Genomic DNA, 20,122 nt, shown 5'->3' with positions numbered 1-20,122 from the left:
CGTTTTTCAGCCAATGGTTAGGTCGTGGAAACGCTTCTTCACCAGATGGTCGAGCGGGGCGCTTTTCAGAACCTCCACCACCCGCTCGCTAGCGCCCCCTGAACCGTACGGATTCTCCACGCTGGCGAGGCTTTCCTGGAACTCCGGATTGTAGAGCGTAGCCAGAGCGCGGGCGATGTCCTGGCGCTCCGGTTCGCAATGGATGACGCTGGCCGCCCGCAGTCGGCCTCGCTGCCGGTCGCCGATGTCGATGGTTCCCTTACGAAAGGTGGGAACTTCGATGAGGCCACTGGAAGAGTTCCCAACCACGCCATCGACCTGAGCCATGCAGGATAGATAGCGCAGTTGGCCCAGGGAAGTGTAGGCGCGGGCGTTGTCATGGGCGGCGACGAAGCCATGCACCATCTGAATCAACTCACGGCCGGCAGTGTCGGCGTTGGGGAGGGTGAAAAGGAGGCGGGTGTCGCGCAAGGGTTCGAGCGCCGCCAGGAGCTCGGCCATTTGATCGGCTGCCGTGCCGTTCTCGAGGGTGGCCGGATGGAAGGTGATCAGGAGGCTTTTCTCGCCCAGGCGGCAATCGAGGGTTTGCTCTAGGGTGGTACGATCCAGGAGCTTGAGGCGGCAGATGTTGTCGAGGCCCAGTCCGCCCACCAGATGCACCCGTTCCGGCGCTTCGCCCAACTGGATAACGCGGCCGCGATATTCCTCGGCGGCGACGAAATGCAGGTGCGACATCTTGGTGATAGCGTGGCGCAGCGCTTCGTCGAAGGCGCCCTCGGTCTTCTCGCCGCCGTGCAGGTGGGCCACTGGAATGCGGGCCACCAGGGCGGCGGCGACAGCAGTGAAAATTTCAAACCGGTCGCCCAGGATGACCAGCAGGTCGGGACGCAGGTCGTTCAGGGCGTCCGCCATACCGATCATGCCCAGCCCCATGGATTTGGCGATGCCGACCGGGGTGTCGGAACTGACCAGCATTTCCACCTTGCGGTCGACGCGAAAGCCGTCTTCCTCGATTTGGCGGTAGGTCAGGCCGAATTCCGGGGACAGATGCATGCCGGTGGCGATGATCTGCAATTCGAGCTCGGTATCGTCCCGGATCAAGTGCATGATCCACGCGAGCAGGCCGTATTCCGCCCGCGTCCCGGTTACCACGCAGATTTTCCGGGTCATAGCTCGATCATCTCGTCGGCCTGGAAATCGCGGCGGGCTATGCGGCTGACAACTCTGTCCCATTGCATGGGGGAGATCCCGGTACCCGGCCGCTTGGCGGCGAGGTTTTCCTCGGAGAAGACTTCTCCCGCCCGGATCGAGCGCGCGGCCACCAGGGACTTTCTGGCCACCGGGCGGTTCCTGGCCTCGCTGGGGGTCAGGCGCTTGATCCCATTGCCCAGGGCCGTCTCGATGTTACGGATTGCCGTGACCATCGCCTTGAGTTCATCCGGTTCGAGGCTGGCCTTATGGTCTGGCCCAGGCATGTTGCGGTCGAGGGTGAAGTGTTTTTCGATGACCCGCGCGCCCAGGGCCGTAGCCGCGATGGCCACTTCGATGCCGGGGGTGTGGTCAGAGTAGCCCACCGCCACCCCAAAGGTCTGGCCAATGCTTTGCATGGCGCGCAGGTTGACCTCCTCCATGGGGGTGGGATATTCAGTGGTGCAATGCAACACAGTGAGCCTGGAGCGCGGCGTGCCGGCCTGTTCCAGGGCGTCGATGGCCGCTTCGATGTCGCCCAGGGTGGCCATGCCGGTGGATAGGATGATTTCCCGCCCGTAGCGGCCCATGTTGCGCAGATAAGGAAGGTTGGTGATTTCGCCGGACGGGATCTTGAATTTGTGCTGCCCCAAGCTGGCCAGAAAATCGACGCTTTCGTTGTCGAAGCCGGTGGAAAAGAAGCCGATACCACGCGCGCCGCAGTGGGCAATGAGTTCGTGATGGGCCTCGGGCGAGAGTTCCAGGCTGCGCAGCATTTCATGCTGGGTTTCGCCGCCGCCGCTGTTGCGAGTCTGATAATCGGCCTTGCGCGCCGCTGCGGTGACCAAGCGGTCGGCCTTGAAGGTCTGAAACTTGACCAGATCGGCCCCAGCTTCCGCCGCCGCGTCAATCAATCGCTTGGCCAGACCCATGTCACCGTTATGGTTGACGCCGGCTTCGGCGATGATAAGAATGGGTATGTTCATCTGATGATCCGAGATTGGGCGGGGTGGTTTTTCCGCACAGCCAGCCCCATGCCGACCAAGCAACGTTCGCCCAGCGCGACGCCTTCCCGCAACACGCTGCCACTGCCAACGAAACTGCCCGCGCCGACCCGCGCGCCGCCATTCACCAAGGCGCCGGTGGAGATGTGGCAATGGTCCTCGACCACGGCGTCATGCTCGACCAGCGCCCGGCTGTTGAGGATGCAATTGCGGCCGACACGGGCGCAGGCGTTGACGATGGCGCCGTGCATGACGATGCTGCCCGGCCCCAGACTGGCGTGTCGGGAGACATGCCCACGCGGGGACACCACGACCGGCAGGGTGTAGCCCAGACGTTCGAGCAGGGAGAAAAGCCGGATGCGAGGTTCCGGCGATTGGATCTGGCCCAGGGTGATCAGGGCGTTGTGGCAGCGTTCGCGCAGGGCCGGCAGTTCGGCGTCGCCGCCCAAGATTGGATAGCCCAGCACGGCCCCGCCGACTTCATCGGGCATGCCCACCAGTCCGGCAATGGCGTAGCGGCCTTCCTTTTCGATTACGTCGATGCAGGCGCGGGCATGGCCGCCAGCGCCCACCAAGAGGATTGCGGGCTGGTTCATGCGCGGAAGTCCGCCAGTTTTGCGCTGCTGGGCACGTTGATGAGGCGAGCGGCCAGGGATTTGGCGCAGGCGAGGTTCATGGCGGGACAGTCCCGGTAGGGGCGCAGCCGGCTCATCAGGGTCCAGGCCGGCCGGGTCATCAGGCCTGCGTCGTTGCTGGCCTGGAGGATGGCTTGCTGCCGATCCGCCAGTTCCGGGGCAAGCACCAGAGTTTGCAGCCAGTAATTGCTGCGACAACCTTCAGGTTCCTGGAACAGCGTGACCCCGGAGAGTGGGGCGAAGGCTTCCTGGTAGCGCTGGAACAGGCGGCGCTTGGCTTCTAGGAAAGCGGGCAGTTGTTCCAGTTGGGCACACCCCAGGGCGGCGTTGATGTTGGGCAGGCGGTAGTTGTAGCCGATCTGATCATGCTCGAAGGCCCAGTGATGCGGCAGTTTGGCGGTGGTGGTGATGTGTTTGGCGACGCTGGCGAGTCCCGGGTCGTTGGTGAGGATCGCGCCGCCGCCGCCGGTGGTGATGGTCTTGTTGCCGTTGAAACTAAGGGTTCCAAAGCGGCCGAAAGTGCCCGTATGGCGGCCGTGGTAGTCACTGCCCAGGGATTCCGCCGCATCCTCCACCAACGCCAGGTTGAAGTCGCGGGCAACGGCAAGCAAGCCGTCCAGATCTGCGGGATGGCCGAAGGTGTGCATGGGGACCAGTGCGCGGATGACCCGGCCGCTGGCGAGGTGGATGCACTGGCCGTCGCGTTGTTCGCTGACGACCTGGAGATGTGCGCGCAATTTGGTGGCGTCGAGGCCCAGCGTGCGTTCTTCGCTGTCCACGAAGTGGCAGGTGGCGCCGCAATACGCCACGGCATTGGCGGTGGCGACGAAGGTCAGGGCGGGAATCAGGACTTCGTCGCCGGCTTCGACGCCGGCCAGTTTCAGGGCGATGTGCAGGGCGGCGGTTCCGTTGACTACGGCCACGGCATGTCTTGCCCCGGTGAAGGCTGCCAGATCGGCCTCGAAGCGATCGACGAATTTGCCAACGGAGGAAACAAAGGTACTGTCCAGGCATTCCTTCAGATAGGCCCATTCGTTCCCGGCAAAACACGGTTCGTGCAGGGCCACCGGGCCTGAACCTGCCACTTGGCGGATGGCTTCGACGACCTTTTCGACGAAAGTGGAAGTGTCCACGGTCGCACTCTCAGAGGTTGTAGATGTCGGCCTTGTAGCCGCGCAGGTTCTCGGGCTCGGTGAACCATGCTGCGGTTTCCGCCAGGCCCCGTTTGAAGCCTTGGCGCCCGCCATAGGCGGGTTCCCAGCCGAACAGATCCCGGGCCTTGGAGTTAGCGGCCCAAAGCCGTTCCACCTCGGACTTCTCCGGACGCAGCCGCGCCTCGTCGGTGACGATTTCGATCTCGGTATTCATGGCCTCGGCGATGAGGCGGGCGGTATCGCCAATCGTGATTTCGAAATTGCTGCCGAAGTTGACCACCTCGCCCAATCCCCGGTCGGAATTCAGAGCGGCGATGAAGCCGGCCACGGTGTCTTTCACGAAATTGAAATCGCGAGTGGGGGAGACCGCGCCTAGCTTGATCTGGCGTTTGCCATTGGCGATCTGGGTGATGATGGTGGGGATCACCGCGCGGGCCGACTGGCGCGGGCCGTAGGTGTTGAAGGGGCGGGCGATGATCACCGGCAGGCCGAAAGCGGCATAGAAGGAATAGGCCAACTGGTCAGCGGCGATCTTGGTGGCTGAATAGGGCGACTGCCCTTGCAGGGGATGTTCCTCAGTGATGGGCACGAAGCGCGCCGTGCCGTAAACCTCGCTGGTGGAGGTATGGATTACCCTTTCCACATCCAACTCGCGCGCCGCCTGCAGCACGTTGAGGGTGCCCTTGACGTTGGTGTCGACGTAGGTGTCGGGGGAATGGTAAGAGTAGGGTATGGCGATGAGTGCGGCCAGATGCAACACAGCATCGCAGCCCTTCATCGCCTCCTTCACGCCGTGTGGGTCGCGGATATCGCCGGCGAATACATCCAGTTCGTCGCGGATTTCCTTCGGCGCACGGTCCAGCCAGCCCCAGGAGTTGAAGGAGTTGTAGAGTACGAAGGGGCGTACTTTGTGGCCTTGATATAGGAGCGCTTCTGTCAGGTGCGAGCCAATGAACCCATCGGCTCCAGTTATCAGAATGCGTTTGTTCTTCATTGTTTCAACTCATTTTAAGTGATTTAGGAGCTCGCCAGAAGTGCGCTAACTTCTTCCTGTAGTCGTTGCTCCAATTCGTCCTGCAGCCGCATCGGCCGGTCGATGACGCTGAACAAGTCGATGATGCTCTGTTTCTCCGAGTTCCGTTCGTAGAGCAGCTCGGCCAACTACCACTTGACAGCGTACCATTGTTCGGGGTCACTGCTGGTGCTGGGTGTGAACAGGTGATCCGCATTGAGCAGGGCAAACGCATCCGTGCCTTCAACGAGAGCTTCAGTCTGACGCACGTAATTCAGGAACCTGACGATTGAAAGGCAGATGTCGACAGTACAGCCGAACTGTTGATAAGCGAACTCGCTGGGCTTCCAGTTCTCGCTCTCGTCTGCGAGCACGGCCAGGCTGGCGATTGGTCGGCGGTAGCCGGTCGTAGAGGCAATAGTTGTCGGGGGAACAGCCGCCCTGCAAAGTCCGCATCCTGCGGCCCCTGCACTTCGACGTGGACATGAACCCATTGTTTGCCCCCGTCCCGAGTACCGACATGAGAAATAGAAGGTTCAGAGCAGCGCCTACTCAATAACTTCAGCTGACCTTGGTCATGGCGCGAGGCCGCGCTGTCAACAATTGGGGCGGCGCCAGGAAGCCCTCATTCCCGCGCAAGCGCGAACGCGCTTCCTATAACCCATTTCCATACCGCCATGCCTGCAAGAACAAGCCGATAAACCAGGCAACTTCTCGCTTGTGCGGGAATGACGGCCAGTGTCACCCTCGCCAGCCAGGAATTCACACGCTCTCGGTCCTCACCGGCAAAGTACATGGGCGCGCCCCGGTGATACGGCGGCGAACTGGACGAACTGGACGACGAACTGCCGACCGCTGTATGGCCCGCCGGGTGGCAATGACGAAGTCGTGAGGGGGTGTCCTGCGACATCGCAACCGGTTGGGGTGTGCTGTCCCTTGCTACGGTCGGCGCGGATCGAAGACTTCGTCCAGGGACTCGGCATCGAGCACCTTGATCGCCCATTCTTCCAGCTGATCGATCGTGGCGGTGTTCAGGCGGACCTGGACGGCATCGGGGAGCGTGCCAAAGTGACGCGCGAGCTGGCGCTTCAGGAGGGCAGCCTCGCCTTCCTGGCGGCCTTCCTGGCGGCCTTTCTCGATTCCGAAGCGTTCTGCAGAGGTGACGTAGGGCATGCGGACATTCCTTTCCAGTGTGTAGACTTCGTGCAGCAGCCGTTGCTCCAGGTCTGTCGTCAGCCGCATCAGCCAGTCGATGACCCCGAACAGATCGATGATGCGCTGCTTGTCCCAGTTGCGTTCGTAGAGCAGCTTGGCCAGCCGCCATTTTGCCGCATAGCGCTGTTCCGGGTCACCCTTGGTGCGCCGGGTAAGAAGGTGAGCCGCGGTGACCAGTGCGAAGGGGTTGGGGTCTTCAAGCAGGGATTCGGTCTGGTTGGCGTAGTCGAGGAGCTTGACCACGGGAAAGCGGATGCCGACCTCGCAGCCGAACAGTTGATAGCCAAACCCGTTCGGCTTCCAGTTTTCACGTTCGTCGGCCAGCACGGCCAGGCTGGCAACCGGACGGCGGTAGCGGTCGTAGAGGCGGTAGTTGTAGGTGAACAGGCGCTCGGGGAAGTCGGCATCCGGCTGGCCCTGGACTTCGACGTGGATGTAGACCCATTGAGAATAGCCAACGGGCGCTGCGCCGCATGATCATGGTGCGCGGTTGCCTATGACGCGATGCGCAGCTTATTGCGCCCTGCGACAGACAACCGGGCTCAACCACCGGAACCGACCCTGTTTGTCCGGTGGGTCAAGCGCTCAGTGATCCTTGAAGCCCTCTTCCAGCGTGGTGGCGTCAAGGATGTTTTCGGCCCATTGCTCCAGTTGTTCGACGGTGGCGGCCTGCAGCCGAGCCCGTGTCTCCGCGCTGGGCGGGCCGAAGCGGCGGGTGAGTTGGCGTTCGAGGAGGGCAGACTCCCCTTGCCGCATGCCTTGTTGCATGCCTTGCTGCATGCCTTTCTCAATGCCGATACGTTCTACCGAGGTGATGTAGGGCATGGTTCGGTTCCTCTCCAGTTGTTCGAGGTCTTGCCAGAGTTGATTTTGCAGGTCTTTGGGCACTTGCATCATCCAGTCCAGGCCTGCAGGCCCCACCAGCCGCAGCACCAACGGGCACCGGCAGGGCCGCAGCCACGTCCCGCGGCAGCGGACAGATGCCTACATGCAGTTCTCCAACAAAGGGGGCCACTGGGTCGTTCAGTTCGATCCGGGTATCTCGCCCAGGTGCAGGGCAACCCGACCAATCAATCCTGCATTGTAGTGGATGCCTTGGTGTCGCATCGCTTGCGCGGCTTCATGGAATGAAGGGATCAGGCCAACCGACTTGGCTTTGGCAAGCACACCGAGCGTGCCTGTCACGTTCAACCCAAGATACTCGGCAACGCGGCGTCCCAGGCGCTCGTCGATGATCACTCTGTGCGCGGAGTATTTCATCGCCAGAATGATGGTTTGCTTTTCTCCACGATCCAGTTCGAGGAGGACGGGTAATCCTGATGTGGCTTCATCTACTACGGGGATGACCCAATCCAGTGATCTCAAAGCGGGAACCAGTATTCGTCCGCCTTCAGCGCATTCGCCGATGACCGATTCCGCGACGTACACCGTGGCGAATAACTGCGGCAAGAGATTCAACTGGCCGATGCTGGCAAGTGCAATAAACGGCGTGGTGTTGGAAAAAACGATCACAGCAAGGAAATCTCTCTGAGAAAGTCGTCATCGTTGTCTTCCAACAGGTTTGCGCCACCTGTCTGCATGGCTTTCAAGAGGAAATGGGCGCGCGGAATGCCAAGCCAGTTTGCTGCCATGCCAGACGACAAGCGACCCTCGCGAAACAAGGCTATCGCGGCTTCCTCCTTGACCAAGTCGGCGAATTGGTCTGCGTCCAGGTGCAACCCCAACAAGATTTCCCGTGGGCACTCTATTTCAATGGTACTTTGCATAGCAATCCGCCTCCGAAAGGTCCTCGCATGCCTGCGGGCAAAAACGGGGACAGTATATGAAATACCTTGAGAGAAGAGTCACCCCCGGGAACCCCAGCTGGGCTGGGCTATGTTGCCTGCAGCCTGCCTCAACCCAGCACGCACGGATTCCTGCCGTGCAGATCGATGGTGAGTCGCGTATGCCGACCGCCACGGGGCTGGTGGCGGCTTGACGCGGCGTTCAAACGGGTCAACTGGAAATGAGAGTGGCGTCGTGCGTCAGTACCGTGGCGATGATCAGTCGGTCTTGGGGATCGCGATGGAGTTCGGGAAGCTGAACGGCAGTGCGGGCGATGCGTGCGGTGATCGGCAACAGCGTGATGCCCGAACCATCGGGGGCTTTCTCGAACCATGCCTCTTCGGCACATGGCAGGTCGATTCGGCCATGATGTGCCAACCCGGCGACTGCAAAGCAGGAAATGGCAGAAACACCGACCGGCTCAGCACTTTCAATACGCGCGGTCCAGGCCAATTGGAGACGTATCTGATCCTCATTGATCCACCAGAGCCAGATGTGGGTGTCGAGAACGATCATCGAGGCAAGTCCCAATCGCTTTCGGGAAGGCTGCCGAGAATATCGCCATTGATTTGAACTCGGCCGGCAATGTGCGGGTGGAGGCGCCGACCAACCGTAACGGGTTCATCGGCGGCGAGGACAATGATCTCGACGCGGCGATTATTGCAGGCATCGGGCAGTTCAATCAGCACATGCTTGCCGCATAGCGCTGTTCCGGTTCACCCTTGGTGCGCCGGGTAAAAAGGTGGGCGGCGGTGACCAGAGCGAAGGGATTGGGGTCTTCGAGCAGGGATTCGGTCTGGTTGGCGGAATCCAGGAGCTTGACCGTGGGAAAGCGGATGCCGATCTCGCAGCCGAACAGTTGATAGCCAAACCCGTTCGGCTTCCAGTTTTCACGTTCGTCGGCCAGCACGGCCAGACTGGCAACCGGACGGCGGTAGCGGTCGTAGAGCCGGTAGTTGTAGGTGAACAGGCGCCCGGGGAAGTCGGCATCATGCTGGCCCTGGACTTCGACGTGGATGTAGACCCATTGAGAATAGCCAACGGGCGCTGCGCCGCATGATCATGGTGCGCGGTTGCCTATGGCGCGATGCGCAGCTTATTGCGCCCTGCGACAGACAACCGGGCTCAACCACCGGAACCGACCCTGCTTGTCCGGTGGGTCAAGCGCTCAGTGATCCTTGAAAACCTCTTCCAGCGTGGTGGCGTCAAGGATGCGTTGCTTGTCCCAGTTCCGTTCGTACAGCAGTTTGGCTAGCCGCCATTTTGCCGCAAGCCTTTGCCGGTCGTCGCCTTTGGTTTGCTGGGTGAGCAGATGAGCGGCAGTAACCAGAGCGAAAGGGTTGGGGTCGACCAGCAGGGCTTGGGTTTGCGGCTGGTAGTCGAGTAGCTTTACGGTGGGGAATTCGAGGTAGTGCCGGCAACCGAAGAGTTCATAGCCATACGTTTGCGGCTTCCAGTGTGGGCGGTCGTCCGCAAGCACGGCGAGGCTGGCGATAGGGCGCCGGTATTTGTCGTAGAGGCGGTAGTTATACGTGAATAGACGTTCGGCGAAGTCGCCGGCTCGGTCGCCCTGCACTTCGATGTGGATGTACACCCAGTGTTCGCCGCCGTCGTGGGTGGCGACCTGGACGAGTTTGTCGAGGAGCCGCTTGCCGAGTTCGGCATCTTTGACAATCTGGGCGAGTTCCTGATCAAAGGTGTAGCCGCGGTTCCAGTCGATCTGCCGATGTGCGTCGGGAAAGTAGAATGCGATGAACTCTGGAAAGTAGCGCGTGACGGCGTCTTTCCAGGGGGTGTCGTAGTCGTCGTTGGCGACGGTGGTTTCGGGGGGCGGGTTCAAGGTGAAGGCGTCATGTCGAGATCAGGGCACAGTATAAGAAATACCTCTCGAAGAGGAGTCAACCTGGGGAAACCTAAGCTGGCTGCGGCAACATGGCCTGCAGGCCCCACCAGCCGCAGCACCAACGGGCACCAGTCAGGGCATCCCAGTGGCTGATCTGATAGCGTTCGCCCACGTACATGGCTTGCAGCGTGACATCGGCGGTTATCGGTACGACTTCGCAACGGCGCAAGAGTATCTGGCCCAGTCGATTGGCCGCAGGCCGGTCTATCCGGTGCTTGCTCAGCAATACACTCAAGAACTCGTTGATGACCTGGACGCTGATCACCGGCCGGCGCCGGAGGATCTCAAAGCAGCGCTGGCGCTTGTCGGAGTCTTCGTCCAACGAGTAAACGGCAATATTGGTATCAGCGAAGAACCTTGCGGTCATAGCACTCGTCCCGATGGTATTGTCCCGACCAAGCGCACGCGTGCTTCTCAAATTCCACCCAATCTGCCGCCTCGTCGCCCTCGGCGAACTCAGCCGTCCGGTGTTTCGACTTCAGGTAACCCACAAAGTCGAGCACTTGACGCACCTCAGCTTCGGGAAGGCTACGCACTTGCTCGAAAACCAGTTCTGCCACGCTGTTCATGTGACCTACCTCACCATGCACTTTTCTTGAGTTTAACCACTTCCGTCGGGTTCTTCAGCCCAGCAGCTTTGAGCATGCCGAGTGGCGGCGTTGACGAAGTCTCCGAAGCCCTGCTGCGCGCCACACCGCCGCTGATACTGCGCAAGCCTTTGCCCGCCTGGTGACGCGACGGCGCCAGGGGATCGGCTACTCGCGATGCGTGTCTTCAGGCATCCGGTAGCCAGTCATCATTGAGGACTTCTTCTTCCATCGCCCACGGACAGGCGTCGGGAAAGCCATCGAGGCCGGTTTCCCCAACCGCCTGAGCAACCGCCTTGGCCCACACCATCTCAAGCCATCGCGTTTCCTGCAGCTTGGGGGTGATGCTTGGGGCGTCACTCAGTCCATAGGCAATCTCCTTGCGCTGCGCGACGATGGTCTTTTCCCAACTGGCTCCCCCGCCGCTCCGGCTGATATCGCCACTGGAGCAGATGAGCCAGTAGAACCGACATCCGGCTCGCCAGTTCGCGCTGTTCGCTCTTACCCACGTCCTCAATTTCCTCCGCGATGTGGTCGCGGTCTAGCAGCTCGAACCGCCCGGCACGAAGGAGGCTGGCCTGCTCGTTTGCCCATGCCACGACATCGGCTTCGTAACTGGTGCTCATATCGAGCTCCCTCCACAATGACCTGTAAGTCGATTCTACCCGAAGCTCCGGTTTCGAGAGCAGAAGGTCGGTTGGCATCACCGTAGTTTTGCTGCAGGTTGGAGAGAGCAGGCAAGGCCTTGTGAGGGCTGCCCAGTCAGCCGCGAGACAGGTCGACGGCCTTGGCCCGGCGCACCGGGACGCGTTCTGTGCGGCGTGCTGCCGATCTCCGGCACGGTGCGTGGCGAGCGAACAGAAGGGGTTCAGGCACGCTACCGCCCTGCCGGAATGCCTGAGCATTCAGCGAAATGGGTTGCCGATGGGGTCTGCGGCGGGTGGACTGGCAGCCGGCTGCCCGGTTCTGGTAGCCAGGCCTTTGCCAGAAGCGGCGAGTATACCGCACCGACCTTTGGGCGAACCATCCCATGTTGCCACGCTGTCGTCAGGCGGAGTAGGCACGATTTCCTCATCCGGTGCTTCTGCCACCTGTTTGGCGGGCCATCGAATCGCCGTCCACGTCGAACCCTGGGGAGCTGGCTTTCATGGAAGCTCCAGGTTGATCATCGTCAGCGCTGCCGCCAGAAACCGTCGTTCAGGCGGATGATCCCGCCGTTGCGCGCGGTCCAGTCGAGGCGCCTGGCCATGCGCGCGGTTTGCCGGGTCACCAACCCGCTTGGCCTGGGATGATGGGGCGATGACCTCGCCGGCCTCGGCCTGGCAGAGACGATGCCAACTTCGTCGGGAATCCAAGGGACAGGAGATGAAATACCTCCCGAAGAAGCGTCAACCGGGAAACCTCCGCTGGCCGCGGCAACCTTGCCTGCATGCCCCACCAGCCGCAGCACCAACGGGAATGCCTCTCTCCTCGACGTGTCGTCGTAGTTTGCTTCATGCCGCTGGCGCACTGCTTTCCTGCCGTAGCTACTGAAGGTTCCCGCCGCGCTGCCAAGCAACTGGCGCACCAGCCAATGCAACACGAGGGGTTGGGAAATCGCGTGATGCTCAAGTACATCACGCAGCAGGACGACATGGACCGCGCCTTGGTTGGCCTTGTCCGAGGCCTCAGGCCACTGCAGTCCTGTTGCAGTTCTCGTACAGTCGTGCCGGCGAGAGTTCCAGGCCGTTCGGCCAGCATAAGGCACCCATATCGACAAACAGGAGCTTGAAGAAATTCTCATCGCGCAGCGCTTCTATCAGCGTTCCGTGGCGTTGTAACAAACTTGTACCGTCCAAAATCCCTTCTTTATTGTCAGAGAAGACAAGTGCAACTTGATAGTTGCCAAGATAGCGTGCCGTAATCACCCGTTTCCATACCGCCATGCCTGCAAGAACAAGCTGATAAACCAGGCAAGTTCTCGCTTGTGCGGGAATGACGACCAGTGTCACCCTCGCCAGGCAGGAATTCACACGCTCTCGGTCCTCACCGGCAAAGTACATGGGCGCGCCCGGTGATACGGCGGCGAACTGGACGAACTGGATGACGAACTGCCAACCGCTGTATGGCGCGCCGGTGGCAATGACGAAGTCGTGAGGGGGTGTCCTGCGACATCGCAACCGGTTGGGGTGTGCTGCCCCCTTGCTACTGTGGGCGCTGATCGAAGACTTCGTCCACGGACTCGGCATCGAGCACCTTGATCGCCCATTCTTCCAGCTGATCGATCGTGGCGGTGTTCAGGCGGACCTGGACGGCATCGGGGAGCGTGCCAAAGCGACGCGCGAGCAGGCGCTTCACGAGGGCAGCCTCGCCTTCCTGGCGGCCTTCCTGGCGGCCTTTCTCGACTCCGAAGCGTTCTGCAGAGGTGACGTAAGGCATGATGACCTTCCTTTCCAGTGTGTAGACTTCCTGCAGCAGCCGTTGCTCCAGGTCTGTCGGCAGCCGCATCAGCCAGTCGATGACCCCGAACAGATCGATGATGCGCTGCTTGTCCCAGTTGCGTTCGTAGAGCAGCTTGGCCAGCCGCCATTTTGCCGCATAGCGCTGTTCCGGGTCCCCCTTGGTGCGCCGGGTAAGAAGGTGAGCCGCGGTGACCAGTGCGAAGGGGTTGGGGTCTTCAAGCAGGGATTCGGTCTGGTTGGCGTAGTCGAGGAGCTTGACCACGGGAAAGCGGATGCCGACCTCGCAGCCGAACAGTGGATAGCCAAACCCGTTCGGCTTCCAGTTTTCACGTTCGTCGGCCAGCACGGCCAGGCTGGCAACCGGACGACGGTAGCGGTCGTAGAGGCGGTAGTTGTAGGTAAACAGGCGCTCGGGAAAGTCGGCATCGTGCTGACCCTGGACTTCGACGTGGATGTGAACCCTTTGCTCACGATGTGCCAGTCGATGGCGTCGTAATTGTGGATGACGATGTTCCGAAATCCGACCGCTTTTTTTCATCCGGCTGGAGGGCATTCTTCCGTCACCCTGACCAGGCAGCGGTGCAGAGATTCGAGCTTCTGTTCGATCACCTGTCGATCCATGCACGCCTCCGTTCGGCCAATATGCGGCCGCGATACAGCGCGAAATCCGCGTCATCAGTAAGATTGCCGGCGCAGCAGTTCTGCGTAGCGTTACCGTGAAAGTCGCGTCAGCGACTCACGAATCTCCCCTCTCCACTCGCGGGAGAGGGGGTTGGGGGGAGAGGGAAACGGTCAGGGCTTTCATCATCCGGGGTGTCTCACCAAGCCATGACCGTTAGGCATGAGCAGGAACGCTGAACATTGTTATCAAGGGATGCGAGGGAGCGGAAAGCGGGAACTCGGACAAATAAAGTGCTGTCGCTTCTGTCAAATTTGCAATCGCCTCCTCGATTGTTTCACCTTGGCTTGTCGTCCCCGTTTCAGGATTGAGGGCTACATACCCGCCCTCTTCGGCGGATGTAAGAACGGCAGTGAGTTCCATGGTCTTGGTCCTCCGGCTAATAAAGGGACATATGGGAAAAAACGGGGACAGTATAGTAAATACCTTCCAGCGCAGGGCCCACTCACCAACCTCAGCTGACCTCGGTCATGGCGCGAGGTGTCGGGGGCTGTCGAGAATTGGGGCTGCGCCAGGAAGCTCTCGTTCCCACATGCTCACGGAGCGGTCCGTCGCCGTGAGCATATCGAAGTTGTGCGCCAGCCAATGATCCTGAGTACAAGAGCACGCCTGCGGCTGGTGCATTCCTGCCTTGCTGACGGTTGATCAATTGCCGTGCAGCCGTACCGCTGCTGGTACTGCGCAAGCCGCTCTCCGCCTGGTGAGGTAACGGCGCCGGGGAGCGGTTGGGCGCGATGCGTGTCTTCAGGCTCCGGTAGCCAGGCATCACTGAGGACTTCTTTTTCCATCGGTCAGGGACAGGGGTTGGGAAGGCCATCGAGGCCGGTTTCGCCAAGCGCTTGAGCCACTCATTGGGCTCATTCGCCCGATGAATCGGGCTCCTACAGGATGCTGGCGTGGCTCGGTGGTCCATGGGCTATCTCATGGCGCGGCGCGAGGACGGTCTTTTCCCAACTGGCTCCCCGCCGTTCCGGCTGATATCGCCACTTGAGCAGATATGCCAGAAGAAGCGACAGCCGGCTCGCAGGTTCGCGCTGTTCGCTCTCGCCACCACGGCGGCGGTGCGGGCTGTCGTGAGTTGGGGGGGTCAAGCTGCTTCCAGTTCCCGGAAGGGCATCTTGCTCAGAATTAATCGGCTGATATCCGCGTGCTTGCTGGCATGTTGGACATCAATGCCAACCAGCCCGCCGTTTTCGTCAAAATCAAGCACAACGCCATCCGCAACCTCATCGCTGTCTTTGCTTGGGTTTTCGTTCAGGTGAATGTACAGCGAATCCGTTTCTGGATCATAAGAGAGTCTCATGGCTTGAATCTCCTGCCGGGGAATGCGTTGTGAAGGGTAGCACCGTCTTCCAAGGTCACCACCCGCAGATACCTGCCCAGCTCCGGAGCGAATATCCAGTGGCGGATTCGCTGGTCCTCGGGCTGGACTTCCTTGCGCACGGGGTGGTCCAGCGCTTCTTTGCACCATTCGAGGCGAAGGTATGAACGTTTTATCAACACGTCGTTCCGGAAATATTCCGTCATGGGGTGTTGGGTGGTCGGGGAATCTGGCATACAGCGTTGCCGCCTACTCGTAGTAGTCCATGGCCTTGTCGCCATGCTTCTTGATGAGTTCGTCGTGCTCGGCGGATTTGAGGTCTTCGCGGACTACTTCGACGACGAGTTCGTCAAAGCTGATTGTGGGGGTCCAGCCGAGTTTGGCTTTGGCGGGCTCGCCGAGCAGGGTTTCGACTTCGGTGTGCCTCATTAAAGGGACACCCAGGGAACGATCATTGGCAATCTGGAAACCATGGTTCTACTCGAGTGCGGCCAGCGCTAGCTCGGGTGCCTTGTCCAACACTTTGAACAAGGCCTTTGCCGCACCGGCCGGGGAGCGTTTGCCTTGTTCCCAATTGCGGATGGTCTCGACAGAAACATCAATACGCCGCGCAAACTCGACCTGGCTGAGACCAAGGCGCGTTCTGACCCTGCGTGCGTACCGGCCGCATCCAGCCTGGCTTCGGATTCATCCGCCGCGCGCTGTGCAGCGATGCTCTCTTCAGTCGTAGCGTCCACACGTGCCGGGTCGATACGCCCAAGTGTCAGCCCACCTGCAGAGGCGGCATCAATCGTCACTCGAACTGTTTTCATGGAGCGATAAGGGGGACAGTATAGGAAATACCTCCCGAAGAGGAGTCAACCTGGCAACCTCAGCTGGCCCCAGCAACATGGTCTGCAGGCCTCACCAGCCGCAGTACCAACGGGCCCCGGTCAGGGCCACAGCCACGTCCAGGTGGGTAAGGCTGGCGATACGTGATCGTGAGAGGCTTGACAAGAAGCGTCAGCACTCGGCACTCAGCCATGCAAGAACGGATTGGCCACCGTCAACCTTCCCTCGAACACTTGTCCATCCTGCATGTCCTCGGAATAAAGGGTGTCGCAGCCGGCGGTCAGGGCTGCAGCCACGATCAGGGCATCCCAGTGGCTGATCTGATAGCGTTCGCCCACGTACATGGCTTGCAGGGTGACCTCGGCGGTTATCGGTACGACTTCGCAACGGTGCAAGAGTATCTGGCCCAGTCGATTGGCGGCAGGCCGGTCTATCCGGCGCTTGCTCAGAGCAATACACTCAGGAACTCGTTGACGACCTGGACGCTGATCACCGGCCGGCGCCGGAGGATCTCAAAGCAGCGCTGGCGCTTGTCGGAGTCTTCGTCCAACGAGTAAACGGCAATATTGGTATCAGCGAAGAACCTTGCGGTCATAGCACTCGTCCCGATGGTATTGTCCCGACCAGGCGCACGCGTGCTTCTCAAATTCCACCCAATCTGCCGCCTCGTCGCCCTCGGCGAACTCAGCCGTCCGGTGTTTCGACTTCAGGTAACCCACAAAGTCGAGCACTTCACGCACCTCAGCTTCGGGAAGGCTACGCACTTGCTCGAAAACCAGTTCTGCCACGCTGTTCATGTGACCTACCTCACCATGCACTTTTCTTGAGTTTAACCACTTCCTTCGGGTTCTTCAGCCCAGCAGCTTTGAGCATGCCGAGTTTTTGGCGGCGGCGTTGACGAAGTCTCTGTGAATATTGTACGCCGGTGGCGATGACGAAGCCTTTGGGCTGGATTGTCGGTCCTCACCGGCAAAATACACAGGCGCGCCCCGGTCATACGGCGGCGAACTTGACGAACTGGACGACGAACTGCCGACCGCTGTATGGCGCGCCGGTGGCAATGACGAAGTCGTGAGGGGGTGTCCTGCGACATCGCAACCGGTTGGGGTGTGCTGCCCCCTTGCTACTGTGGGCGCTGATCGAAGACTTCGTCCACGGACTCGGCATCGAGCACCTTGATCGCCCATTCTTCCAACTGATCGACATCGGCGGTGGTCAGCCGAACCTGGACTGCATCGGGGAGCGCGCCAAAGCGACGCGCGAGCAGGCGCTTCAGGAGGGCAGCCTCGCCTTCCTGTCGGCCTTCCTGTCGGCCTTCCTGTCGGCCTTCCTGTCGGCCTTCCTGTCGGCCTTCCTGTCGGCCTTCCTGTCGGCCTTCCTGTCGGCCTTTCTCGATTCCGAAGCGTTCTGCAGAGGTAATGTAGGGCATGCGGACCTTCCTTTCCAGTGTGTAGACTTCGTGCAGCAGCCGTTGCTCCAGGTCTGTCGGCAGCCGCATCAGCCAGTCAATGACCCCGAACAGATCGATGATGCGCTGCTTGTCCCAGTTGCGTTCGTAGAGCGGTCGTAGAGGCGGTAGTTGTAGGTGAACAGGCGCTCGGGGAAGTCGGCATCCGGCTGGCCCTGGACTTCGACGTGGATGTAAACCCATTGCTCACCTCCGTCCCGCGTCGCGATCTGCACCAGGCAGTCAACCAGGCGCTTGCCGAGCTGCGCGTCCTGCACCACCTGGGCGAGTTCCTGCTCCAGGAAAATGTGCGGCTGCTGCCAGTCGATCTCGGCGTGGGCTCGGGGGAAGTAGAAGGCCATGAACTCCGGGAAATAGCGCATCAGCGCGTCTTTCCACGGGGTGTCGTAGTCGTCGCTGGGTAGGGTCGGTTTTTCCATCGGTCTGTGCTTGGCGGAGATGGGTCACGCCTCGTCGCGGAAGAACCGCCGGGCCGCTTCCATGGCGACCGGGTCGCGGGCGGTGGCGGTCACTCCGGCAGCGAAGAGTTCGTTGAGCAGCGTCCGACTCGGCGCTTCGCCCATGCCCTCGGTGTTCGGCCTGAAAGCCTGTGCCCAGATAGCAAAATGGCACCCGTTTGGGGTCGCTTCGGCGAGGTTGGCGCGTTCGTTGATGAAGCTGAACCGCGTCGCGCGCATCGCGTCTAGCGCGGGTTGGATCCGGTCCGCGGCTTGCAGTCCGGCGATTGGCAGCCGGTCTCCCGGCTGGGCCCGACGGGGGTCGTACCCGGCGTCCGACGGCGCGCGCGCGGGCACGCTACCGCCATGCCGGAATGCGCTGGCATTCAGCAGATTGCTCGTCTTTTCTTCCATGCCCAGCGGCCGTGACGGCGCGGTTCATTTCGCAAGGGCTCGTAGTGGGCCGCCCTTGCGGGAAACCGCCGCTCGCGCACGATCAGCGGTCGCGATGGTTCAACGCCAGGCCGCACGGCGAGCGCGCCGACGTGCGACTGCCCCGGATGATCCCAGCGCCCGGGCCGGTCGCGTGTGAATTGGTTCACGGTTGCCGCGGCCCAGCACTGCAATACCCAGGGTCCGCGTACTGCGGCAGCACGTGGTTGCCGTGCGATGGACGCGACCACGACCACTCGCTCGCCCGCGCCGATCGTCTGCCTGGACCATCAAGCCCAGCGGCACCTTTCGTGCTTCGCCGATCAGTGCCTCGATAATGGCGACCTGCACGGGAACGACACCATGCGCAGCCCGCAAGGTGCTGCGCACCAGCTTCGGATGCGCGCTGCTTTCACGGCCCATCTGGTTCCCGATTCTGCGCACGGCCAGCCAGCGGTCGGCCAAGCCGAGCAGACGCCGGATCTCGGCCCGGTCTTGATGGTTGATGAGGGCGCCACGTTCTTCGCCGGGTGCGCGAAAGATCAAGGCAGCTTGCTACTGGCTGGCCCGCCGCTCAATCTTCCCGGAACACGTCCTCGAGCGTGGTGGCGTCGAGGATTTCGAGCGCCCACGCCTCCAGTTGCTCGGTCGTCGCATCCAAGAGCCGTTGGCGCGCCCAGTCCGGTAGCGGCCCGAAACGGCGCTCGAACTGCTTCTGCAGCAACGTGCTCTCGCCTTCGAGGCGACCTTCGAGGCGACCTTCGAGGCGACCTTCGAGGCGACCCTCGCGCAGCCCGTCTTCTTTCCACTGCCGTGTCCAGCTGTCTACCGTTTCCGCCAGCATGGTGTCGATCTCCTGTAGTTCGTTAACTTCCGCGATCGCCTGGCCGGGCATCAGCCGGCGAAGTACGACCCGGTTGATCCATACGACCAGCGCCCGGCGCAGGCTGTCGTACTGCGGACCCTGCAGCCGCTGATGAAGCCGCGCGACAGCTCGACGGATGTCGGCGGGCGCGCCACTCTGCTCGATCCGGATGATGCCGCCGACCGTGTTCGACTCGTCGGCCAGTTGCGCTTCCTCGACGCTCGCTTCTTCGAGCAGAAAGTAGCGGTTCATCGGTCGATAGCACTTCAGGCTGCCGGGTAGTTCGTCGATCAGTTCGCCGACGTCGCGGGCGGCGCCCCACGGATCACGGCCATTGTAGATGACCAACGGGAAAACCGCCGGCAGTTTCTCACCGCGGCCCACTTCGCCCTTGCGGTAGAGTAGAGGACAGGCTTTCGCCTGCCCTCCCTCATCAAACCGTGCATGCGATTTTCCCGCACACGGCTTTCCGATGCTCTTCACGCCACGGCATGCGCCGAGTTCCAGCCCGCCTTCGTAGGAACTTTGTATAGCCCGTAGCGCCCGTAGAGATGAGCACTTGGAAACCGGCGGAAACCAGTTCCTCGGTCCTTCACCTGATGACGCTTCATCAAATGGGTTCGCAACCGGTCTTCCGCGTGGTATCTGACTTTGCTCATCGCCAGACTTGAGTTTCGATAGTGGAAGTAGTTTGCCCAGCCTCGCAGGCTGCGGTTGACGTTTCCCACGATATCTCTCAAGGGGATGGGGGTCAGTTTCCGGCCCGTGAGTTCCGTCAGCCTCGCCTTGATTTTCTTCAGCGATTTGTCTGCTGGCCGGACATTCGGGTACGGTTTTCCAGTCTTGGCCCCTCGACTCATCTGAATCGTGAAACCCAGGAAGTTGAAGCTTGCTTGGGTGGCGTCCACGATGTGGGTCTTCGTCTCGTTGAGGCTGAGGTCCAGACGGTCCAGGACATGACGCACCACTTTCAGCGGTTCCTCTACCTCTTTTCGGCACAGGATGACAAAGTCGTCCGCGTAACGCACGAGATGTGCGGATAGCTTGCCCTTCAGGTGCTGCCGTTGCCATATTCGGTCGAGAATATGCAGGTAGCAGTTGGCCAAGAGCGGGGAGATCACGCCGC

28 protein-coding genes and 3 pseudogenes are annotated in these 20,122 nt (G+C 61.0%); all 31 read right to left on the bottom strand.

Annotation, left to right across the window (positions count from 1 at the left end):
• Window positions 1–6 precede the first annotated feature (6 nt).
• On the bottom strand, window positions 7–1,170 hold the full coding sequence (neuC, locus tag E4Q08_RS18525) for a UDP-N-acetylglucosamine 2-epimerase (RefSeq protein ID WP_169071448.1): 1,164 nt from the start codon (window positions 1,168–1,170) through the stop codon (window positions 7–9).
• Window positions 1,167–2,168, bottom strand: coding sequence for an N-acetylneuraminate synthase (gene neuB / locus E4Q08_RS18520; protein ID WP_308240175.1), 1,002 nt, complete (start codon window positions 2,166–2,168; stop codon window positions 1,167–1,169). The genes neuC and neuB overlap by 4 nt, the downstream gene beginning before the upstream one ends.
• A 2-nt stretch (window positions 2,169–2,170) precedes the next feature.
• Complete coding sequence (locus E4Q08_RS18515) at window positions 2,171–2,788, bottom strand: acetyltransferase (protein WP_169071446.1); 618 nt, start codon at window positions 2,786–2,788, stop codon at window positions 2,171–2,173.
• Window positions 2,785–3,960: a LegC family aminotransferase gene (locus E4Q08_RS18510; RefSeq protein WP_372703802.1), complete on the bottom strand. Its 1,176-nt coding sequence runs from the start codon at window positions 3,958–3,960 to the stop codon at window positions 2,785–2,787. The genes E4Q08_RS18515 and E4Q08_RS18510 overlap by 4 nt, the downstream gene beginning before the upstream one ends.
• A gap of 10 nt (window positions 3,961–3,970) precedes the next feature.
• The gene (locus tag E4Q08_RS18505; protein WP_169071444.1) at window positions 3,971–4,975 is read right to left on the bottom strand and encodes an NAD-dependent 4,6-dehydratase LegB; all 1,005 of its coding nucleotides are present in this window, start codon (window positions 4,973–4,975) and stop codon (window positions 3,971–3,973) included.
• 957 nt (window positions 4,976–5,932) lie between these two features.
• A complete protein-coding gene (locus E4Q08_RS18500) occupies window positions 5,933–6,535 on the bottom strand; it encodes a DUF4351 domain-containing protein (protein WP_308240173.1) in 603 nt (200 codons plus the stop codon).
• 258 nt (window positions 6,536–6,793) lie between these two features.
• Complete coding sequence (locus tag E4Q08_RS18495; protein ID WP_308240172.1) at window positions 6,794–7,141, bottom strand: DUF4351 domain-containing protein; 348 nt, start codon at window positions 7,139–7,141, stop codon at window positions 6,794–6,796.
• 90 nt (window positions 7,142–7,231) lie between these two features.
• Window positions 7,232–7,720, bottom strand: coding sequence for a PIN domain-containing protein (locus tag E4Q08_RS18490; protein ID WP_169071443.1), 489 nt, complete (start codon window positions 7,718–7,720; stop codon window positions 7,232–7,234).
• Window positions 7,717–7,974, bottom strand: coding sequence for a UPF0175 family protein (locus E4Q08_RS18485; RefSeq protein ID WP_169071442.1), 258 nt, complete (start codon window positions 7,972–7,974; stop codon window positions 7,717–7,719). The genes E4Q08_RS18490 and E4Q08_RS18485 overlap by 4 nt, the downstream gene beginning before the upstream one ends.
• A 229-nt stretch (window positions 7,975–8,203) precedes the next feature.
• A complete protein-coding gene (locus tag E4Q08_RS18480) occupies window positions 8,204–8,548 on the bottom strand; it encodes a type II toxin-antitoxin system VapC family toxin (RefSeq protein ID WP_169071441.1) in 345 nt (114 codons plus the stop codon).
• Window positions 8,545–8,721 (bottom strand): hypothetical protein, encoded by a 177-nt coding sequence (locus E4Q08_RS18475; RefSeq protein ID WP_169071440.1) that lies wholly within the window; start codon window positions 8,719–8,721, stop codon window positions 8,545–8,547. Before E4Q08_RS18475 ends, E4Q08_RS18480 begins: the two co-directional genes overlap by 4 nt.
• Window positions 8,715–8,942: a hypothetical protein gene (locus E4Q08_RS25865; protein ID WP_169071439.1), complete on the bottom strand. Its 228-nt coding sequence runs from the start codon at window positions 8,940–8,942 to the stop codon at window positions 8,715–8,717. The genes E4Q08_RS18475 and E4Q08_RS25865 overlap by 7 nt, the downstream gene beginning before the upstream one ends.
• 258 nt (window positions 8,943–9,200) lie before the next feature.
• Complete coding sequence (locus E4Q08_RS18465; protein ID WP_308240171.1) at window positions 9,201–9,872, bottom strand: RpnC/YadD family protein; 672 nt, start codon at window positions 9,870–9,872, stop codon at window positions 9,201–9,203.
• A gap of 73 nt (window positions 9,873–9,945) precedes the next feature.
• Window positions 9,946–10,302: a PIN domain-containing protein gene (locus tag E4Q08_RS18460; protein WP_169071438.1), complete on the bottom strand. Its 357-nt coding sequence runs from the start codon at window positions 10,300–10,302 to the stop codon at window positions 9,946–9,948.
• Window positions 10,280–10,504, bottom strand: a complete 225-nt coding sequence (locus E4Q08_RS18455; protein WP_169071437.1) for a hypothetical protein — start codon at window positions 10,502–10,504, stop codon at window positions 10,280–10,282. The genes E4Q08_RS18460 and E4Q08_RS18455 overlap by 23 nt, the downstream gene beginning before the upstream one ends.
• Window positions 10,505–10,709: 205 nt before the next feature.
• A pseudogene (locus E4Q08_RS18450) lies at window positions 10,710–11,148 on the bottom strand (DUF29 domain-containing protein).
• A 1,041-nt stretch (window positions 11,149–12,189) separates the two neighbouring features.
• Window positions 12,190–12,564, bottom strand: coding sequence for a DUF2442 domain-containing protein (locus tag E4Q08_RS18445; RefSeq protein WP_248594997.1), 375 nt, complete (start codon window positions 12,562–12,564; stop codon window positions 12,190–12,192).
• Window positions 12,565–12,706: 142 nt separating this feature from the next.
• Complete coding sequence (locus tag E4Q08_RS18440) at window positions 12,707–13,444, bottom strand: DUF4351 domain-containing protein (protein ID WP_248595003.1); 738 nt, start codon at window positions 13,442–13,444, stop codon at window positions 12,707–12,709.
• Between the two features lie 354 nt (window positions 13,445–13,798).
• Complete coding sequence (locus E4Q08_RS18435) at window positions 13,799–14,005, bottom strand: type II toxin-antitoxin system HicB family antitoxin (protein ID WP_169071435.1); 207 nt, start codon at window positions 14,003–14,005, stop codon at window positions 13,799–13,801.
• Window positions 14,006–14,523: 518 nt separating this feature from the next.
• Window positions 14,524–14,733 (bottom strand): DUF29 family protein, encoded by a 210-nt coding sequence (locus E4Q08_RS18430; protein ID WP_211203485.1) that lies wholly within the window; start codon window positions 14,731–14,733, stop codon window positions 14,524–14,526.
• Complete coding sequence (locus tag E4Q08_RS18425; RefSeq protein WP_169071434.1) at window positions 14,730–14,945, bottom strand: DUF2283 domain-containing protein; 216 nt, start codon at window positions 14,943–14,945, stop codon at window positions 14,730–14,732. The genes E4Q08_RS18430 and E4Q08_RS18425 overlap by 4 nt, the downstream gene beginning before the upstream one ends.
• Window positions 14,946–15,212: 267 nt before the next feature.
• Window positions 15,213–15,389 (bottom strand): annotated as a pseudogene (locus E4Q08_RS18420) (GDP-mannose 4,6-dehydratase); the annotation flags it as partial.
• 51 nt (window positions 15,390–15,440) lie between these two features.
• Window positions 15,441–15,775: pseudogene (locus tag E4Q08_RS18415) on the bottom strand (helix-turn-helix domain-containing protein).
• A gap of 204 nt (window positions 15,776–15,979) precedes the next feature.
• On the bottom strand, window positions 15,980–16,189 hold the full coding sequence (locus tag E4Q08_RS25015; protein WP_248594995.1) for a PIN domain-containing protein: 210 nt from the start codon (window positions 16,187–16,189) through the stop codon (window positions 15,980–15,982).
• A 177-nt stretch (window positions 16,190–16,366) separates the two neighbouring features.
• Window positions 16,367–16,591: a hypothetical protein gene (locus tag E4Q08_RS18405; protein WP_169071433.1), complete on the bottom strand. Its 225-nt coding sequence runs from the start codon at window positions 16,589–16,591 to the stop codon at window positions 16,367–16,369.
• A 326-nt stretch (window positions 16,592–16,917) separates the two neighbouring features.
• Window positions 16,918–17,292, bottom strand: a complete 375-nt coding sequence (locus E4Q08_RS26415) for a DUF4351 domain-containing protein (RefSeq protein ID WP_308240170.1) — start codon at window positions 17,290–17,292, stop codon at window positions 16,918–16,920.
• Window positions 17,292–17,681: an Rpn family recombination-promoting nuclease/putative transposase gene (locus tag E4Q08_RS25855; protein WP_308240169.1), complete on the bottom strand. Its 390-nt coding sequence runs from the start codon at window positions 17,679–17,681 to the stop codon at window positions 17,292–17,294. Before E4Q08_RS25855 ends, E4Q08_RS26415 begins: the two co-directional genes overlap by 1 nt.
• 24 nt (window positions 17,682–17,705) lie before the next feature.
• A complete protein-coding gene (locus tag E4Q08_RS18395) occupies window positions 17,706–18,113 on the bottom strand; it encodes a hypothetical protein (RefSeq protein ID WP_169071432.1) in 408 nt (135 codons plus the stop codon).
• 99 nt (window positions 18,114–18,212) lie between these two features.
• The gene (locus tag E4Q08_RS18390) at window positions 18,213–18,677 is read right to left on the bottom strand and encodes a hypothetical protein (RefSeq protein ID WP_169071431.1); all 465 of its coding nucleotides are present in this window, start codon (window positions 18,675–18,677) and stop codon (window positions 18,213–18,215) included.
• Window positions 18,678–18,705: 28 nt separating this feature from the next.
• Window positions 18,706–19,479 (bottom strand): DUF4351 domain-containing protein, encoded by a 774-nt coding sequence (locus E4Q08_RS25850; RefSeq protein ID WP_169071430.1) that lies wholly within the window; start codon window positions 19,477–19,479, stop codon window positions 18,706–18,708.
• Window positions 19,476–20,122 (bottom strand): group II intron maturase-specific domain-containing protein (locus tag E4Q08_RS18380; RefSeq protein WP_248594994.1); only part of this gene is annotated, 647 nt, incomplete at its 5' end. The genes E4Q08_RS25850 and E4Q08_RS18380, both read right to left, overlap by 4 nt.

It is taken from the genome of Candidatus Accumulibacter contiguus, from assembly GCF_012940005.1.
Lineage (GTDB): Bacteria > Pseudomonadota > Gammaproteobacteria > Burkholderiales > Rhodocyclaceae > Accumulibacter > Accumulibacter contiguus.
The sequence above is the reverse complement of the archived record's forward strand: the minus strand, read 5'-3'. Positions and strand labels throughout refer to the sequence as shown.

Bases quoted from the DNA above. Each gene is read 5' to 3' on its own strand.
- E4Q08_RS18485 (WP_169071442.1), bottom strand. From the start codon at position 7,974: ATGCAAAGTACCATTGAAATAGAGTGCCCACGGGAAATCTTGTTGGGG.
- E4Q08_RS18455 (WP_169071437.1), bottom strand. From the start codon at position 10,504: ATGAACAGCGTGGCAGAACTGGTTTTCGAGCAAGTGCGTAGCCTTCCC.
- neuC (WP_169071448.1), bottom strand. From the start codon at position 1,170: ATGACCCGGAAAATCTGCGTGGTAACCGGGACGCGGGCGGAATACGGC.
- E4Q08_RS26415 (WP_308240170.1), bottom strand. From the start codon at position 17,292: ATGCGGCTGCCGACAGACCTGGAGCAACGGCTGCTGCACGAAGTCTAC.
- E4Q08_RS18435 (WP_169071435.1), bottom strand. From the start codon at position 14,005: ATGGAACTCACTGCCGTTCTTACATCCGCCGAAGAGGGCGGGTATGTA.
- E4Q08_RS18515 (WP_169071446.1), bottom strand. From the start codon at position 2,788: ATGAACCAGCCCGCAATCCTCTTGGTGGGCGCTGGCGGCCATGCCCGC.
- E4Q08_RS18445 (WP_248594997.1), bottom strand. From the start codon at position 12,564: ATGTACTTTGCCGGTGAGGACCGAGAGCGTGTGAATTCCTGCCTGGCG.
- E4Q08_RS18460 (WP_169071438.1), bottom strand. From the start codon at position 10,302: ATGACCGCAAGGTTCTTCGCTGATACCAATATTGCCGTTTACTCGTTG.
- E4Q08_RS18425 (WP_169071434.1), bottom strand. From the start codon at position 14,945: ATGAGACTCTCTTATGATCCAGAAACGGATTCGCTGTACATTCACCTG.
- E4Q08_RS18505 (WP_169071444.1), bottom strand. From the start codon at position 4,975: ATGAAGAACAAACGCATTCTGATAACTGGAGCCGATGGGTTCATTGGC.
- E4Q08_RS25855 (WP_308240169.1), bottom strand. From the start codon at position 17,681: ATGGAAAAACCGACCCTACCCAGCGACGACTACGACACCCCGTGGAAA.
- E4Q08_RS18395 (WP_169071432.1), bottom strand. From the start codon at position 18,113: ATGGAAGAAAAGACGAGCAATCTGCTGAATGCCAGCGCATTCCGGCAT.
- E4Q08_RS18480 (WP_169071441.1), bottom strand. From the start codon at position 8,548: ATGATCGTTCTCGACACCCACATCTGGCTCTGGTGGATCAATGAGGAT.
- E4Q08_RS18405 (WP_169071433.1), bottom strand. From the start codon at position 16,591: ATGAACAGCGTGGCAGAACTGGTTTTCGAGCAAGTGCGTAGCCTTCCC.